The 16,775-nt window shown below is 68.8% G+C and carries 16 protein-coding genes; 8 read left to right on the top strand and 8 right to left on the bottom strand.

Annotated elements, in window-relative coordinates:
• Positions 1-107 precede the first annotated feature (107 nt).
• From NFL01S_RS16430 to NFL01S_RS36970, 5 genes are all read left to right on the top strand, one after another.
• Positions 108-1,022: an ACP S-malonyltransferase gene (locus NFL01S_RS16430; protein ID WP_062976203.1), complete on the top strand. Its 915-nt coding sequence runs from the start codon at positions 108-110 to the stop codon at positions 1,020-1,022.
• A gap of 135 nt (positions 1,023-1,157) precedes the next feature.
• Positions 1,158-1,466 (top strand): meromycolate extension acyl carrier protein AcpM, encoded by a 309-nt coding sequence (acpM, locus tag NFL01S_RS16425; protein WP_062976624.1) that lies wholly within the window; start codon positions 1,158-1,160, stop codon positions 1,464-1,466.
• A gap of 10 nt (positions 1,467-1,476) precedes the next feature.
• Entirely contained in the window at positions 1,477-2,727 is a 1,251-nt protein-coding gene (locus NFL01S_RS16420) for a KasA/KasB family beta-ketoacyl-ACP synthase (RefSeq protein WP_062976201.1), read from the top strand.
• Between the two features lie 129 nt (positions 2,728-2,856).
• On the top strand, positions 2,857-4,290 hold the full coding sequence (locus NFL01S_RS16415; RefSeq protein ID WP_062976199.1) for an acyl-CoA carboxylase subunit beta: 1,434 nt from the start codon (positions 2,857-2,859) through the stop codon (positions 4,288-4,290).
• A 424-nt stretch (positions 4,291-4,714) separates the two neighbouring features.
• The gene (locus NFL01S_RS36970; protein ID WP_245670724.1) at positions 4,715-6,706 is read left to right on the top strand and encodes an Eco57I restriction-modification methylase domain-containing protein; all 1,992 of its coding nucleotides are present in this window, start codon (positions 4,715-4,717) and stop codon (positions 6,704-6,706) included.
• A 6-nt stretch (positions 6,707-6,712) separates the two neighbouring features.
• Here NFL01S_RS36970 and NFL01S_RS16405 read toward each other — a convergent pair whose 3' ends face one another.
• From NFL01S_RS16405 to sigJ, 4 genes are all read right to left on the bottom strand, one after another.
• Positions 6,713-7,336: a TetR/AcrR family transcriptional regulator gene (locus tag NFL01S_RS16405; protein WP_062976197.1), complete on the bottom strand. Its 624-nt coding sequence runs from the start codon at positions 7,334-7,336 to the stop codon at positions 6,713-6,715.
• Positions 7,337-7,401: 65 nt separating this feature from the next.
• Positions 7,402-7,587, bottom strand: a complete 186-nt coding sequence (locus tag NFL01S_RS16400; protein WP_062976195.1) for a hypothetical protein — start codon at positions 7,585-7,587, stop codon at positions 7,402-7,404.
• Positions 7,588-7,759: 172 nt separating this feature from the next.
• Complete coding sequence (locus NFL01S_RS16395) at positions 7,760-8,275, bottom strand: gamma carbonic anhydrase family protein (RefSeq protein WP_062976193.1); 516 nt, start codon at positions 8,273-8,275, stop codon at positions 7,760-7,762.
• Positions 8,276-8,437: 162 nt separating this feature from the next.
• Positions 8,438-9,388, bottom strand: a complete 951-nt coding sequence (sigJ, locus tag NFL01S_RS16390) for an RNA polymerase sigma factor SigJ (RefSeq protein ID WP_062976191.1) — start codon at positions 9,386-9,388, stop codon at positions 8,438-8,440.
• Between the two features lie 461 nt (positions 9,389-9,849).
• On the opposite strand from sigJ, the gene NFL01S_RS16385 reads away from it, so the two are divergent.
• Both NFL01S_RS16385 and NFL01S_RS37640 read left to right on the top strand, forming a co-directional pair.
• Positions 9,850-10,782 (top strand): cobalamin biosynthesis protein, encoded by a 933-nt coding sequence (locus NFL01S_RS16385; RefSeq protein ID WP_062976189.1) that lies wholly within the window; start codon positions 9,850-9,852, stop codon positions 10,780-10,782.
• 214 nt (positions 10,783-10,996) lie between these two features.
• The gene (locus NFL01S_RS37640) at positions 10,997-11,215 is read left to right on the top strand and encodes a LuxR C-terminal-related transcriptional regulator (protein WP_084492739.1); all 219 of its coding nucleotides are present in this window, start codon (positions 10,997-10,999) and stop codon (positions 11,213-11,215) included.
• Here NFL01S_RS37640 and NFL01S_RS16380 read toward each other — a convergent pair.
• Together NFL01S_RS16380 and NFL01S_RS16375 are read right to left on the bottom strand one after the other, a co-directional pair.
• Complete coding sequence (locus tag NFL01S_RS16380) at positions 11,194-12,042, bottom strand: SURF1 family cytochrome oxidase biogenesis protein (protein WP_062976187.1); 849 nt, start codon at positions 12,040-12,042, stop codon at positions 11,194-11,196. The genes NFL01S_RS37640 and NFL01S_RS16380 overlap by 22 nt on opposite strands.
• Positions 12,042-12,545, bottom strand: a complete 504-nt coding sequence (locus NFL01S_RS16375; protein WP_062976185.1) for a low molecular weight protein-tyrosine-phosphatase — start codon at positions 12,543-12,545, stop codon at positions 12,042-12,044. The genes NFL01S_RS16380 and NFL01S_RS16375 overlap by 1 nt, the downstream gene beginning before the upstream one ends.
• Before the next feature lie 43 nt (positions 12,546-12,588).
• Here NFL01S_RS16375 and cobC point away from each other — a divergent pair, with 43 nt between their 5' ends.
• On the top strand, positions 12,589-13,632 hold the full coding sequence (gene cobC, locus NFL01S_RS16370; protein ID WP_062976183.1) for an Rv2231c family histidinol phosphate aminotransferase CobC: 1,044 nt from the start codon (positions 12,589-12,591) through the stop codon (positions 13,630-13,632).
• A 143-nt stretch (positions 13,633-13,775) separates the two neighbouring features.
• Here the strand turns inward: cobC and NFL01S_RS16365 are convergent, their stop codons facing one another.
• Together NFL01S_RS16365 and NFL01S_RS16360 are read right to left on the bottom strand one after the other, a co-directional pair.
• Positions 13,776-15,128, bottom strand: a complete 1,353-nt coding sequence (locus NFL01S_RS16365) for an FAD-binding oxidoreductase (RefSeq protein ID WP_062976181.1) — start codon at positions 15,126-15,128, stop codon at positions 13,776-13,778.
• Entirely contained in the window at positions 15,128-16,750 is a 1,623-nt protein-coding gene (locus NFL01S_RS16360) for a thiamine pyrophosphate-binding protein (protein WP_062976179.1), read from the bottom strand. Before NFL01S_RS16360 ends, NFL01S_RS16365 begins: the two co-directional genes overlap by 1 nt.
• Positions 16,751-16,775 lie beyond the last annotated feature (25 nt).

Raw genomic sequence — 16,775 nt, 5'->3', positions numbered from 1 at the left:
TCCGGGCACCCCACGCGGGCTTTTGTGGGGACCATACAAAAGCTGTCCGCAAGCTCTATTCACGTCGACATCTCGCGAAGGCACCTTCACAGTGTTTTCTTAGGTACGTGATCGCGTTGTTCGCCCCTGGACAGGGCTCTCAGACACCCGGCATGCTCGCGCCTTGGCTCAACCTGCCGGGCGCGCATGACCGCCTCGCACTGTGGTCGAAGGAATCGGGTCTGGATCTGGTCCGGCTCGGAACCGAGGCGACCGCCGAAGAGATCACCGACACCGCGGTGACCCAGCCGCTCGTGGTCGCGGCCGCGCTGCTCGCCTACGCCGAGATCGGCGAGGGCCGGGTACCGGCCGGCACCATCGTGGCCGGCCATTCGGTGGGTGAACTCGCGGCCGCCGCCGTCGCCGGAGTGATCTCCGCCGACCAAGCGGTTACGCTGGCGGCTATCCGCGGTGCCGAAATGGCGAAGGCGTGCGCGCTGGAGCCCACCGGTATGTCCGCGGTGCTCGGCGGCGACGAGGCCGCCGTGCTGGCCCGGCTCGAGGAATTGGAGCTGGTGCCCGCCAACCGCAATGCCACCGGCCAGATCGTCGCGGCCGGCCGGCTCGACGCCCTCGCCGAACTGGCGGCGAATCCGCCGGAGAAGGCGCGAGTGCGGGCACTGCCGGTGGCGGGTGCGTTCCACACCGAGTTCATGGCTCCGGCCCAGCAGGCGGTAGCGGCGGCGATCGCGGAGATCACCCCGCACGAACCCACCCGGACACTGTTGTCCAACGCAGACGGTAAGCCGGTCGAATCCGGCGCCGACGCAGTGGCTAAGCTCGCCGCGCAGGTCACCCGGCCCGTCCGGTGGGACCTGTGCACCGAAACCGTCCGGCAGGCCGGCGTTTCGGCGGTGGCGGAGCTGCCACCGGCGGGAACCCTCGTCGGCATTGCCAAACGGGAGCTCAAGGGCACCCCCAACCTGGCGCTGAAGACGCCCGAGGACATCCCCGCGCTGGCCGGGCTCGCGAGCTCCGGCTAGCGTGCCTGCGGCCGAGTTTCCACCGATTCCCGGCGGGAACCCGGCACCGGGCGGCGTAACCGTTCGCCGTCCCGGCCCGAAGAACCAAGTAAGCCCTACAGAGAAAACCGAGAGAGGAGCCACGAAGTGGCTGATCTGGAGAATGCACCCCTCACCCAGGAACAGATCGTCGAGGAACTCGGCAAGATCATCGAAGAGGTGACCGGTATCGAGCCCTCCGAGGTGACCCTCGAGAAGTCCTTCGTCGACGACCTGGACATCGATTCGCTGTCCATGGTCGAGATCGCGGTGCAGATGGAGGACAAGTACGGCGTCAAGATCCCCGACGAGGATCTCGCCAGCCTGAAGACCGTCGGCGATTCCGTCGCCTACGTCCAGAAGCTCGAGGCCGAGAACTCCGAGATGGCCGCCGAGCTCAAGGCCAAGCTCGGCAACGCCGAGTAGGGCCGACACCGTGACCACTCCTTCCACCTTGAACGGGAACTTCCCCAACGTCGTCGTCACCAGCCTGGCGGCGTCCACGTCCATCGCGGGAGATGTCGATGCGACGTGGAAGGGACTCCTCAACGGCGAGAGCGGAATCGATGTTCTCGAGGACTCCTTCGTCGAGGAATACGACCTCCCGGTTCGTATCGGCGGCCACCTGAAGGTGTCGCCGGATACCCTGCTGAGCCGGGTCGAGATCCGGCGGATGGCCTACGTCGAGCGGCTCGCCACCGTGCTGGGCCGTGAGGTCTGGCGCAACGCGGGCAGCCCGGAGGTCGATCCGGACCGGCTGGGTGTGGCCATCGGCACTGGACTAGGTGGCGGTGACGCGCTCATCGATTCGGTCGACAAACTGAAGAACGGCGGCTATCGCAAGATCTCGCCGCTCGCTGTTCAGATGGTCATGCCGAACGGGCCGTCCGCCGTCGTCGGTCTCGAGCTGCAGGCCCGGGCAGGAGTGGTCACTCCGGTCTCGGCATGCTCGTCCGGTTCGGAGGGCATTGCGAACGCGTGGCGGATGATCGTCATGGGTGACGCCGATATGGTCGTCACCGGCGGCGTCGAGGGTTTCATCGACGCGGTGCCGATCGCGGCGTTCACCATGATGCGTGCCATGAGCACCCGCAACGACGACCCGAAGGCCGCCTCGCGTCCGTTCGACAAGGACCGGGACGGTTTCGTCTTCGGCGAGGCCGGCGCGCTCATGGTCATCGAAACCGAGGAGCATGCCAAGGCACGCGGAGCGACCATCCACGCCCGTCTGCTCGGCGCCGGAATCACCTCCGACGGTTTCCACCTGGTAGCCCCCGACCCCGAGGGCACGGGCGCCGCGCGCGCCATGACCCGGGCCATGCAGACCGCGGGTCTGTCCAAGCAGGACATCACCCATATCAACGCGCACGCCACCGCCACCCCGATCGGCGATACCGCCGAGGCCAACGCGATCAACAAGGCCGTCGGTAACCACGCCTCGGTCTATGCGCCCAAATCGGCGCTCGGGCATTCGATCGGCGCCGTCGGTGCGCTGGAATCGGTGCTCACCGTGATGGCCATCCGGGACGGTATCGTGCCGCCCACCCTGAACCTGGACAACCAGGATCCCGAGATCGACCTCGATGTGGTGCACGGGGAAGCCCGCCGCCAGGAAATCGAGTACGCGATCAACAATTCGTTCGGTTTCGGTGGGCACAATGTCGCGCTCGCCTTCGGCCGGGCCTGACGGCCTTCGGACCTGACCGAATAAGTTCGACGACCCGTTGCGGGGCCGCCGGCGATACCGGCGGCCCCGCTTCGTGCTTCGACACCTGTGGCCCGTGCCTCGGCCACACATCATCGAGGAGAGAACGCGATGACAACCATGGCTCCGGCCCGCCACCAGGAAACCGCGACAGACCCGCGCGATCCACTCGGTCGGCTGCAACGCTTCTTCGATCCCGGCACGGCGCTACCCCTCCATCCGCGGGACAAGTCGGGGGTGCTCGCCGCGATCGGTGAGGTGGACGGTGTGCGGACCGTCGCCTACTGCTCGGATGCCACCGTGATGGGCGGCGCCATGGGAGTCGAGGGCTGCAAGCACATCGTCGGCGCCATCGATACCGCCATCGACTCCGGTGTGCCGGTGGTCGGCCTGTGGCATTCCGGCGGGGCCCGCCTCGCCGAAGGCGTCGAGGCCTTGCATGCCGTCGGCCTGGTTTTCGAGGCCATGGTCCGCGCTTCCGGCCTGGTACCGCAGATTTCGGTGGTGCTCGGTTTCGCCGCCGGCGGTGCCGCCTACGGGCCCGCCCTCACCGATATCGTGATCATGGCGCCCGAGGGGCGCGTTTTCGTCACCGGCCCCGATGTGGTGCGTAGCGTCACCGGTGAGCAGGTCGATATGGCTACCCTCGGTGGTCCCGAAACCCACGGCAAGAAGTCCGGCGTCACCCATATCGTCGCCGACGACGAAGCCGATGCCGTGCACCGGGCGCGCCGCCTGGTCTCGATGTTTGCCGAACAGGGCGAATTCGACCCGGTAGCCGCCGAACACGGCAACGTCGACCTGCAGGCCATGCTGCCGGCCTCGGCCAAACGCGCCTACGACGTGAAACCGATCGTGCACGAACTGCTCGACAACGTCGACGGCGAATCCAGCTTCGAAGAACTGCAGGGCGGTTACGCCCGCTCCATGGTCACCGGCCTCGGCCGGCTCGCCGGACGCACCGTCGGTGTGCTGGCGAACAACCCGTTGCGGCTGGGTGGCTGCCTCGATTCCAAGAGCGCGGAGAAGGCGGCCCGGTTCGTCCGGCTGTGCGATGCGTTCGGCATCCCGCTGGTCGTGATCACCGACGTCCCCGGCTACCTGCCCGGCGTGGGACAGGAATGGGACGGCGTGGTGCGCCGCGGTGCGAAACTTCTGCACGCCTTCGCCGAGGCCCGGGTGCCGCGGGTCACGCTGGTCACCCGCAAGATCTACGGCGGCGCCTATATCGCGATGAACGCCCGCTCGCTCGGCGCGACCGCGGTCTACGCCTGGCCCGGGTCGGAGGTCGCGGTGATGGGCGCCAAGGCCGCCGTCGGCATCCTGCACAAGAAGGCCCTGGCCGCCGCGCCGGAGGAGGAGCGTGAAGCTCTGCACGAACGGCTCACCGCCGAACACGAGGCCATCGCCGGCGGTGTGGAGCGGGCGCTGTCCATCGGCGTCGTGGACAAGGTGATCGATCCGGCCGAGACCCGCAGCGTGATCGCCGCGGCGCTGGCCTCCGTTCCCTCGAGGCCCAGCCATCACAAGAACATTCCGCTGTGACGCGGTAGGCGCTGCCTCGTGGAGGGCCCCGGAGCGAGTTGCTCCGGGGCCCTCGCTACGTTGGTATGGGCATTCGAAACCCCGCAGCACCTCGGTGCTCGGCCGATCGGGCGGCGCCGATGCCGGCACGCTGTGACGCGATACGAAACCGGGCTCTCGGTGGCCCTGCGCCGCGTTACTCCGGGGGCACGCCGCATTCGAAGGCGCCCGCAGCCGAGATTCCCGTGAGGCATTCGGACGCCCCACCCCGAACCTGAACGCAACCACGGCGGCGCCGAGTCTTACGAGGCCCTGCAAGGTTTTGGCCCGTCCCTGCTGTCAGTGCTCGATGCGATGCGGCGCAGCTGCGAGTGTCGAGTGCTGACAGCAGCGACCTTGGTGGGCCAAAACCCGCGCCGCCGGAGGCGGCGCCAAAAACACAGAAATGCCCAGGTTCACGGCGTACGTGGACAAGAATGCGCGCATGGGACGCGATGGTGCGGGGGCTCGCGAGCGTAAGAGACATGGTCGGCACTACACACCTACCGCGTTGGCGGAGTTCCTCGCCGGGAGAGTGGCGGCGTGGGTGCCGGCGCCGGGGTCGGGACTGCGGGTGCTGGATCCCGCGTGCGGAGGTGGGGAATTGTTGTTCGCGATTCGGGCCGCCCTCTCCGAGCGACTGCCGGAGGTGCCCGTCGAGCTGGTGGGATACGACCTGGACCCGGAAGGCCTGGCGGTAGCGCGAGACCGGGCTGCTCGGGCCGGTGTGGTGGTCGACTGGCGGCAGGCCGATTTCCTGGCCGAATGCGCCACATTGCCGGCGGCGTCCTTTCATGTGGTGATCGCTAACCCGCCGTATGTGCGGACCCAGCAGTTGGGCGGCGAGGCAGCGCAGGCGTTGCGTGGGCAGTTCGGATTGCGTGGACGGTTCGACCTCACCCATCCGTTCGTCGCCGCGGTACCGCGGCTGCTGGTCCCCGGCGGGATGTTCGGGCTTTTGTGCGCCAATCGGTTCCTGACCACGAAGGCGGGCGCGAATCTGCGTGCGGTGCTGCTGGGGGAACTGGTGCCGGTGGAACTGTACGACCTGGGTGATACGAGATTGTTCGAGGCGGCGGTGCTACCGGCGGTGACCATCGCCGTGCGGGGGCGGGTCCGTGAACGGTGCCGGTATGTCTCGGTCTACCAGGAGAGTCCCGCTGGGCCGGCGAGAGACACGGACGAGGAACGCGGTGTGGACCAGGCCGGTTCCGCGCGGGAGATCGTCACGCCGGAGGGAGTGACGCCGGACCTGCCCCGGCCCGCTGTGGAACCAGCGGTCGACAACCGGTGGCAGCCGGACGAACATGCAGGTGGCAGCGATGCTGCCACGCGACCGGTCGGCGGACTCAGGCCCGTACCGGGAGCCGGGGACCGTCTTCCCGGCGGCCGCGCCGAGAGCGACGGACCGAAGACGTCGGCTGATCCGGGTCTCGACGACGGCGAGGACGTGCCGGATCGTGGGCCGTTCGTGGAGGGGGCGGACCTGTTCGAAGTGCTGGGTGCCGGCGCCGACGCAACGATCAGGTGGCAGGGGCGGCGGTTCGCGGTGACGGTGGGGGAGCTGGCGATTCCGCCCGGCTCGGCGTCGGTGGGGTGGCGGATGGCGCGAGTGGGGCACGACGACTGGCTGGATGCGGTATCGGCGCGGATGTGGCGGACATTCGGCGACCTCGCGCGTATCCGGGTGGGGATCAAGACCAATGCGGACCGCGTCTTCATCGCCGAGCACTGGGGTGACCCGGATACCGAACCGGAGCTGCTGTGTGATCTCATCACCCACCACGACCTGCGTCCCTGGCGGGTCGAGGGCAGTCGCAGAGCTCGGGTCCTGTACCCGTACGACCTGGACCATCCGCGCCGCATACCAGTGGATCTGGCGCGCTATCCGCGTACCGCCGCCTATCTCGAGCAGCATCGGGAGGTGCTGAGTGCACGGGGTTATCTCACCGAGGCCGGCCGGAAGTGGTTCGAGCACTGGGTTCCGCAGCGGCCGCATATGTGGCGGACACCCAAGGTGGTCTTCCCGGATATCAGTGATCGGCCGCGGTTCGCGCTGGACCGGTCGGGCGCTGTGGTCAACGGTGACTGCTACTGGATTTCGCTGTCCGAGCTGGATGCTGATCTCCCGGCCGAGGAACTGGCCTGCTTGATGATGGGTATCGCGAACTCCGCGCTGGGGGTGCGCTTCTACGACGCCGTATGCGGTAACCGGTTGTATTCCGGCCGCCGCCGCTGGATCACCCAGTACGTCTCCCGGCTGCCGCTACCGGATCCGGCCGGCGCCCCGGGAGTCGCGATCGTCGGCCTGGTCCGTGAGCTGGTCCAGGAACCGGAACTCGCGCCGGCGGCACAGCCCGAACTGGACGACCTGGTGAACCGTGCCTTCGCGTTGTGAGGGCGCTCAGCTCACGGTGGGGCCGGAAACCATCGGCAGCAGCGTGCGGCGGGCGAATTCGCGTCCGGCCGCTTCGTCTTCGATGGGGATGAGCCCGTCGGGGGTGAGGGCCAGCGAGAGCGCCAGCCGGGCCATGATCTCGGCGACCAGGTCGGGGTCGAAGTCGGCGTTGTCACCGTAGTCGCCGAGTTCCCGTAGTTTCGCGGCCAGGTAGGTGCGGCCGACGGCGAGGATCGGTCCGGCCTCGGTGGTGAGGCGGGGCAGTACCAGGTCCGGTTCGGTGCGTAGCAGCCGCGACAGCAGCGGGTTGCCCGCGATGGCGGAGATGAATGCGACGAAGATCTCCACCAGCTGATCTTCGGAGCCGGCTACCGTGCGGACCCGATCGTCGATCTGGGCGACGAAACGCTGCGCTTCCCGAACCGTCACCGCTTCGACGAGGTCGTTCTTCGATTCGAAGCGGCGGTAGAGGGTGGCGGGGCTGATCCCGGAACGTCGCGCGATCTCGCCCATGCTCGTGCGTTTGATCCCGAAGTCCAGGAACGCCGAGAGCGCGCTGTCGAGGACCTTCACGCTGTCGGTGGGTGCTTCGGACAGGATGCGCTGCAGAATAGGTGGTACGGGTGGCATGGTTTCCCCACTGTATCGGACCCTGTGTCCACCACATGACCTGCGCGTTGGTTTCGTGCCGGGCGTCACTCCGCGGACAGGTCGAGTTCGGCCATCTCCCGTTCTATCGCATTGGCCGCGAAATCTTCTCCGCTGCAGCGGAGTTCGTGGACGCGACGCCGTAGCGCCTCGATACCCCCCGGTTGCGCGGCGATATCGGCCACACTGATCCGCCTGTTCGGCCGGCGCGCCTCGGAATGCTCACACGCCACCCGTCATACCTCCTGCCGGCACCTGGGGTGCCTACACGCTCGGGCTCGCCCGAAACGCCGGCGTCTTGCAGGACAGCGGGTTTCGAGCTCGCCCGTCTCCCCGGATACGTCTTTCCCATCGTATCAGCCACCAATTGGACGCTTGTCCATAAAGCTGTCCGGGGGAGGTGTGTCACAGTTCCTTGGCGGTCTGGTGCTCGGACATATGGTGCAGGTAGACCATGGCATTGAGTTCGAGCCCGCGCTGCTGTTCGGCAGTGAGTTCCCGGCGCACCTTGCCGGGAACACCGGCCACCAGCGAGCCCGGCGGAATCTGCGCGCCCTCGGGGATCAGCGCATTCGCCGCGACCAGGCTCCCGCGCCCGATCACTGCGCCGTTGAGCACTGTCGCGCCCATACCGATAAGGCAATCATCCTCGATCGTGCAACCGTGCAGGATCGCGTTGTGTCCCACCGACACACCGGCGCCGACCGTGGTCGGAAAACCCGGGTCGGCGTGCAGTACGCAACCGTCCTGGATATTGCTGCGCTCACCCACGGTGATCAGTTCGGTATCACCGCGCAGTACGGCGTTGTACCAGATACTGGCCTGCGCTTCCAGCTTCACTCTGCCGATTACGCACGCAGTCGGCGCGATCCACGCGGAGTCGTGGATCTCGGGCTGATGTCCGCTGACTTCGATCTTCATCACGCCAACCTAGCGCGGAGCCTCCCGGATTCATCCGCGGGGAGCAAGCGCCGCGGTGCGCGCCCGGCCGCCTGCTCGTCCTGCTTGTCTCCGTCCCGGGGCAGGACGAGGGCCCGCGGCCACGGAGCATGGGAGATACAGCGCGGTGACTGTCGCGCCGCCTCACTTCTCGCCCGGATCGGGGTCCGCAGAGGATTCGTTGAGGAACCATTCCGCGCCGGCATCCTCCGGCAGGTTGCGCAGTTTGTCGGGGTTGCGGACGGCGTGGATGGCGGTGATCCGGCCCGTATCGACGGTGAAGGAGAAAACCCCCGGATACCGGCCGTCGAAAACGAGCAGCCCCGGCGAGCCGTTGACCTCGATCGACCGGCCCCAGCCGCCGGGCGCCGACGGTGCGTGATACCAGCCGAGCAGCATCTTGGCGATGAGTTCGGCGCCCTGCACCGGCTTGCGGATCGCGGGTACCTTCCCGCCCCCGTCCGCGGTGAGCGTCACCCGATCGTCGAGCACGCCGAGCAGGGCGTTCACATCCCCGGACCGCCAGGCCAGCGCGAACGCCGACACCACCTTCCGGTGTTCGTCCGGCGATGCGGGGAAACGCGGTGTCCCGTCCTCCACCCGCTTCCGGGCCCGCGAAGCCAGCTGCCGGACGGCGGCCGGGGTGCGGCCCACCACCTCGGCGACCTCCGGGCCGGCCATACCGAACACATCCTGCAGAACGAAGGCGGTCCGCTCGGCCGGGGACAGCGATTCCAGCACCACCAGCAGCGCCATCGTGACCCGTTCGTCCTGCGAGATCCGGTCCGCCGGATCCTCCCAGTCCGCCACCGCGGGCTCGGGCAGCCATTCGCCCACATACTGTTCCCGCCGAACCCGTGCCGACCCGAGCTGGTCCAGCGCCAGCCGCCCGACAACCGTGCTGAGCCAGGCCTGCAAGTTGTCGATCGCCGCGCCGCCGGTTTCGTGATGCCGCTGCAGCCGCAGCCACGCCTCCTGCACCACATCGTCGGCGTCGGCCAGGCTGCCGAGTGTGCTGTAGGCGAGCCGGCGCAGGTAGGGGCGCAGTTCCTCGAAACGAGTGGCCAGGTCGGTGGGGGCGTGTCCGTCGCTCACTGCGGTTCCTTGTCCTCGGGCCCGTGGGCCGGGCGAAACGGTGTCGTCGCGATGACGAAACCGGCATTCGATCTGTGACAACCGCGCCGCTCACCAGGATATTGCGGCGGTACCGGCGCTGGAATCGCGCAGCGAACGGCTGCGGCCGTGCACCCGCCCGGCCGTGCCGATCCGATGCCGCGCCCGGGGCAGCAAACTATGGCGAAGCCCCCGGTCCAGGGGGGCTTCTCGCCGGCGGGCGGTGAGATCCGCGGGTAACCAAAGCAAGCGGGTGGCCGGGATCCCGTTGGGGGCGCTGAACGCTCACGGTGTAGCCGATGGCCGTGGTCTCGGCATGGTCCGGCGTCGATCTCCGGCGACACTTCCGGCTGCCCCCGTCGTTCCCGGTGCGGACGGGTTCACACACCGGCCGGGCCGATCCCCACGCAGCCACCGTATGCGGTGGTGGTTAGGCTCGGCCGGTGCGTAGCGGTGTTTCGACAGCGGTCGGTCTGCTGGCCGGATTCGCGTTGGACCGGATACTCGGCGACCCGCGGCGCGGGCATCCGGTGGCCGGGTTCGGCATGCTCGCGGCAGCGGTGGAAACCATGACCTACGCGGATCGGCGCCGGGCCGGGATCGTGCACGAAGCGCTACTGGTCGGCGCGGTGGTCGGTGCGGGTGTCATGGTGCGCCGCGGTGGCGCGTTGCCGATGGCCCTGGCGACCTGGACCGTGCTGGGCGGGCGGAGTCTCGAGCGCACCGGAGAGGCGATGGTGCGGCGACTGGAACGCGGGGATGTGGCCGGGGCGCGCGAGCTCCTGCCCGCATTGTGCGGCCGGGATCCCGAAGTGCTCGACGCCGACGGGCTGGCGCGCGCGGCACTGGAATCGATCGCCGAGAACACCTCCGACGCGGCGGTGGCACCACTGCTGTGGGGGGCGGTGGCCGGGGTTCCGGGGCTGCTGGGCTATCGGGCGGTGAACACGCTGGACGCGATGATCGGGTACCGCAACGTACGGTACCGGCGGTTCGGCTGGGCGGCGGCGCGCGCCGACGATATCGCCAACCTCCTGCCCGCCCGCGTGACCGGACTGCTGACGGCGGTGGTGGCGCCGGCGGTCGGCGGCCGACCACGTGAAGTCGTGCGGATATGGCGCCGGGATGCCGGCCGGCACCCGAGCCCGAACGCGGGCGTGGTGGAGGCATCGGCGGCCGGCGCACTCGGCATCCGGCTGGGCGGACGCACCGAGTACCGGCACGGGATCGAACAGCGACCGGAACTCGGCGACGGACCGCCCCCGGCCGTCGCCGATCTGCGACGTGCGGTGCAGTTGTCGAAACTGGTCCAGTATGCGGCGCTCGCCCCGGCTGTGGCGCTGGCCGTGGCCCGGTGCAGGCCGCGTCGCGCCTGAGTCCGGGCAAGGATCGGGAGGCGTTGGCCGGTCACCGGGCGCGACGCCGGAAACGAAACGAGCTGGACAGTCCACAGCCCCGGCTCGGTCGGGTGTCCGGTGCAGCCGCTCGCAGGGTAGGTGGCACAACACTGCATGGTGATTCGGTGGTCGGCGCCACGGAATCCGGTCACTTCTGTTCCGGGATGCTGATCGATGCGCACTGCGGGACTCCATGCGTTGCGGCCGCGGTAATTGCATATCCCACGTCTCGTGGCGGCGGGCGCACACGTCGAAGGAAGTCGCGGCGCGGTTGTTCATCAGCCCGCGGACTGTCGACGCACCTCTGCGGAATATCTTCCGCAGGCTCGGTCTCACCTCGCGCCGGGCAGCTTCGCGGTCTGCCCGGACTGCCCGCGTGACGAGGTGTCCTCAGCGCGGAGTGCGACCGTAGCGGTCGGCCAGACGTGCTTCCTTGGTGACCGGTTCGGATTCGGGTGCGGCCGGTTCGGGGGGCGCCGAGACCCGCGACTTGCGGCGTTCCCGGATCTCGGCCCAGGCGAAGTAACCGAGGCCGAGTGGGGCCATGATGCCGAATGCCAGCCATTGCAGGCCGTAGGAGAGGTAGGGGCCGGAATCGAGCTGGGGGAGCGGGACGGGGGTGAAGGCGCCCGGCTGATCGTCGGCGAGCTGGAGGTAGGCGCCGCGCTCACCCACGGGTACCGGGGTCAACGGTAATCCGAGGACGGTGGTTTCCTGCGGGACGTCGATCGAGTAGACGTGCGGGATGCCGTTCTGCACGGCCGGGGCCCGCTCCGGGTCGATGTTCTCCGAGACCCGCACCCGTGCCTCGACCCGCTGGGTACCGGTGGGTGCCGGTTCGATCGGGGGCGGCTGGGATCCGTCCACCGCGGCGACCAGCCCGCGATCGACCAGCAGCATGCGGCCGTCGGTGAGAGTGAACGCCGACAGCACCCCATACGCGGGTGCGCCGTCGAGATGCCGCAGGCGGACCAGCACGGTCGAATCCGGGACATAGCTGCCCTCGGCGTACACCTTCCGCCATTCGGTTGCCGCTTCGCGGTCGCCGTCGAGTAGATCGGTGACGGCGACCGGGGCCGCGTCCACCGAATCCTCGATCAACTGGTTGCGTTCGGAGGTGGCATCGTTCTTGCCCAGCTGCCAGGGCGCAAGCACCGTGAAACACATGTAGGCGAACCCGGCCACCACCGCGGCCAGGATCAGCCAGCCCGGGCGCAGCAGGAAGGCCAGGCGGCGCATCAGGCCGGCTCCGGTTCACCGGCGCGGGCGGCGAGCGTGGCGCGGACCCAGTCCACAATGCCCGGGACCGCGGCCTCGATCTGGTCGCGGACCAGGTCGAACTCGGCAGTCGAGCCGTAGTAGGGGTCGGGCACATCCGTGCCGTCGGCGTCCGGATCGAAACTGCGCAACAGGCGCCGGCGCTGCGCCGGCACCCCGCGGACGGCGAGATTGCGGTCGTGGTCGGTGGTCATCACGACCACCAGATCCGCGTCCTCGTGCTCCGCGCCGAACTGGGCGGCGCGATGACCGACGGGGTAGCCGTGGCGGCGCAGGGTTTCGGTGGTGCGCGGATCGGCGTCGGCGCCGGTATGCCAGCCGTGGGTGCCCGCACTGCTCACCCGGACCCGATCGGTCAGGCCGGCGCGCGACAGATGCCCGGCCAGGATCTTCTCCGCCATCGGGGACCGGCAGATGTTGCCGGTACAGACGAACGATATGTGCAGCTCACCCACGACAGCCATTCTGGCGGGTCGCACCCGGTGCGCGCCACGTAGGGTGCGTCTCATGCTCGCCGACCACGTCGATCTCGCCGGTTTACGTCATCACGGTGATGTGGAAGCCCTCCCCGGGCTGCTCGATTTCGCGGTGAACGTCCAGGGCAGCGGGCCGCCGGAATGGTTGCGGGAGCGGCTGGCCGCGGCCCTGGATTCGCTCGGGCGGTATCCGTCGGCCGAGGAAGACCGGCTGGCCCGCGAGGCGGTCGGCGCCCGGCACGGGATCGATCCCGGCCATGTGCTGCCCCTGGCCGGTGGTGCGGAGGGGTTCGCCTTGTTGCCGCGCCTGCGCCCGCGGCTGGCGGCGGTGGTGCACCCGTCGTTCACCGAACCGGAGCTCGCGCTGCGGGAGGCAGGGGTCCCGGTGACGCGGGTCGTGCTGGAACCGCCCTACACCCTGGACCCGGCGCGAGTGCCCGTGGAAGCCGACCTGGTGGTCGTCGGCAACCCCACCAACCCCACTTCTGTGCTGCACCCGGCGCGAACCCTGCGCGCGCTGCAGCGCCCGGGGCGGATCGTGGTGGTGGACGAGGCGTTCATGGACGCAGTGCCCGGGGAAGCGGAATCGCTCGCCGCGGAGGCCGGCGACGAGTTGCTGGTCTTGCGCAGCCTCACCAAGACCTGGGCGCTGGCGGGGTTGCGATGCGGCTATCTCCTCGGCGCGCCCGCGGTGCTGCAGCGACTGGTGCACGGGCGCGCGCACTGGCCGCTGGGCACACTCCAACTGGCGGCGATCACTGCGACAGCTTCGCCGCGAGCGGTGGCGGAAACAGCGGAGCGAGCCCGGCGGATCGCGCGCGATCGGGCAGTAATGGCCGATCGGCTGACTGTGGCCGGAGTCCGGGTCGGCTCACCGGCGGCCGCGCCTTTTCTGCTGCTGGAGTTCCCGGATGGGGGCCTGGTGCGGAAACAGCTGCGGCAGCAAGGCATCGCGGTGCGGCGCTGCGATACCTTCCCGGGTCTGGGGCCGGATCATCTGCGTGTCGCGGTGCGCTCGGGTGCGGAGGTCGATCGGCTGGTCGAGGGATTGTATGCCGCTGGGTTCCCGGGTTGACGGTTTCGCAAGCCACTGATGACCTCGCGGCCGCGTTCGAATTTTCGCGGCCCCTACGCCGGCGCACAGACCGATCAGGTCCTGACACGTTTCGGTGATATCGCCCGGAAACTGCTGGACGGGGGGCATAGAACGACAATTCTTCAGATAGCCACCCCGGGGTTGAGAAGACCGCCGGGGTCCAGGGCGTTCTTGATCAGCGCGGTCAAGTTCATCACATCGTCTCCGAGTTGTTGCCGCAGCAGTGGGCGTTTGGTGCGGCCGATACCGTGCTCACCGGTGATCGTGCCGTCCAGTGACAGGGCGATCTCCGCGATGCGCCGGAACGCACTGTGTGCGCGGGCTGTGCTGGACCGGTCTGCGGGGCGATACATGATGGCGGGATGGAGATTGCCGTCGCCGGCATGCGCGACGACCGGGATATCGAGAGAGAGTTCGGCGGCCAGATCTTCGATTCGCCGCAGGGCGTCGGGTAGCGCTTCGATCGGCACGGCGATATCTTCCGCGAGGAAGGGGCCGAGTCGTTCGACCGCCGGGCCCGTGGCTCTCCGTATTTCGACGAACATCTCGCCTTCGGCCGGATCGTCGGTCCGGTGGACTTCGATCCCCTCGCTGGCCCGTGCCACCGTCTCGAACGCGGCAGCCTCGGCCGAGTTGTCGAATTGTGCGATGAGCATGGCGGCGGCCGATCTGTCCAGGCCGGCCCGGCGGAAGTCTTCGACGAGATTGATGGTGCGGTTATCCAGTAACTCCATCATCGACGGCCGCGAGGTGCTGCCGGAACCGACGACCGCACGCCCCGCGGCAGACACGGTGGGGAAGGTCGCCACCACCGTGCTCGGATCCGGGGGCGGCACGATGAGGCGCAGGGTCGCCCCGACGATGATTCCCAGGACGCCTTCGCTGCCGACGAAGAGCTGGGTGAGTGGCAGGCCGGCGACATTCTTCACTGTCGGCCCCCCGAGCCGGACCAGCCGGCCGTCGGCCAGCACGACGGACAGACCGAGAACGTAGTTCGATGTGACGCCGTACTTCACACAGCACAGTCCGCCGGCGTTGGTGGCGATATTTCCGCCGATGGACGATATCCGGTAGGAACCGGGGTCCGGCGGATAGAAAAGCCCCGCCGCGGCGGCGGCTTGTTTGACTTCACCGTTGAGAGCGCCGGGCTCGACGTGGGCCACCCGGGATCGGCTGTCGATCGTGACGGCCTTCATCTTCTCGGTCGACAGGACAAGGCAGCCGTCGACCGCGCGGGCACCGCCGGCGAGCCCGGTTCCCGCCCCCCGCGTCACGATCGGCGTCGCATGCCGGGCGGCCCAGCGCACGCAGGTTTGTACCTGTTCGATGTTCTGCGGTCTGGCGGCGGCCACCGGCCGACCGGCTGCCGGGTCGAATATGTGGTCGTTACGGTACTTCTCGAGAGTCTCCCGGTGGCTGGTGACAACACCTGCCGGAAGCGATGCCGTGAGCTGCCGGAGTGCGCTGTCCATCATCAGTATCCCGGGGTCGGTACGTTGTCCGGGTCGACGCGGAGGTCGATCAGCACCGGCCGGTCTCGCTCGGCGACCATGCGCAGGGCGTGGTCGAGCCCGCGATGATCGACGACTTCGATACCGATGGCACCGACGGCCTCGGCGATCGCCGCAAACGACGGCCAGTCGAAGGTGGAGATCGCCGGGTCCATACTCCGGGTCCGGAACTGCATGTACTCGGCGCCGTAGGCGTTGTCGTTCACCACGACCACCACCATGTCCACGCCGTGCCGTACCGCCGTGCTGAGTTCGTTGATTCCGGCGCTCATGAACCCGCCGTCGCCGCAGACGACAAGCACCGGCCGCTGAGGCCGGCCGATCTGGGCGCCGACTGCCGAAGCCACCGCGAGGCCGATCGAGGCGAAACTGCAGGTGTGGACGTACGCGGCCGGGTCGGGGGCCGAGAGTTCCCGGAAGCCGGTGATGATGAACCGGCCGTCGTCGATGACCAGGGTGCGCTCGCGATCGAACTCGTCGTCGATGGTGCGCAGCGCGCAGACGAGGTCGATACCGGTCACCGGCGGTGTCTGCCGCTGCCGGGCGGCGCGGTCGCGCAGCGCCTGCCCGAGCTCTGCAGAGGCGAAACCGGTCGGTGCGGTTCCCGTCTCTCCCAGTGCGGCTGTCAGAGCGCGTGCCACCGTGGCCGCATCGCCCCATACGGATACATCGACGGCTGGTCGGAATGCCAAATTCGCGGGATCGGTATCGACGCGCACGACGCGCCGGTTCTCGAGCAGCGCGCCCTTGTCGGTGGTCCACGCGGTCAAACCTGCGCCGAAGGCGATCACGGTATCGGCTCGCTGGATCACCTCCAGCGCCACATCATGGGACAGGGTCCCGAAGATTCCGATGTCGTGCGGGTTTCCGCGAAACAGCCCTTTGCCCCGCAAGGTCGTGGCGACGGGCGCGCCCAGCACCGCGGCCAGGTGTTCGAGTTCGGCACGAGCGCCGAGCGCGCCGCGGCCCGCGAGGACGATGGGACGGCGCGCGGCGGCGAGGAGACCGGCCGCCGCGTCGATCGATTCGATCGGGACACCTGTCGCGGCAGGCCGATAGTCCGTCAGTGCTCCGAGTGACCGGGGCGGCGTCGCGAGGTCGGCCCACTGGAAGCCGACCGGGATGTCGAGTACCACGGGGCGTCGTTCTGCGAGCGCTCGCCGGGCTGCCCGCTCGAGATCCTCGGCGACCGTTTCGGGCCGCCGGGCCGGTTCCCAGCCCGCACCGGTCGGGGCGACGACGGCGTGCTGGTCGATGTTCTGCAGGTTCTCCTGGTCGGCCGGATCGGTATCACCCGCGATCAGCAGCAGCGGCGTTCTGCTGCGCGCGGCGTCGACGAGGGCGGTGACGGTGTTGGTCAGGGCCGGGCCGTGGGTCACCGTGGCGACTCCCAGTCCCGGCGAGGTCGCGCTGTAACCCGCCGCCGCCAGGACCGCGCCGCCCTCGTGGGACATGGAGACGAAGCGGCCACCGAACTCCCGGCGGAAACTGTCGATCGCGAAGAGATTGGCGTCCCCGAGGACCCCGAACACGGTGTTGGTACCCGATTCCCACAGCGCGCGGGCGAGGGCGTGGTGATAGAGCATGCGCGGCCTTTCCTCCGGGTCTGTC

The organism is Nocardia flavorosea NBRC 108225 (genome assembly GCF_001613385.1).
In the GTDB taxonomy this organism is placed as follows: Bacteria; Actinomycetota; Actinomycetes; order Mycobacteriales; family Mycobacteriaceae; genus Nocardia; species Nocardia flavorosea.
The sequence above is the reverse complement of the archived record's forward strand: the minus strand, read 5'-3'. Positions and strand labels throughout refer to the sequence as shown.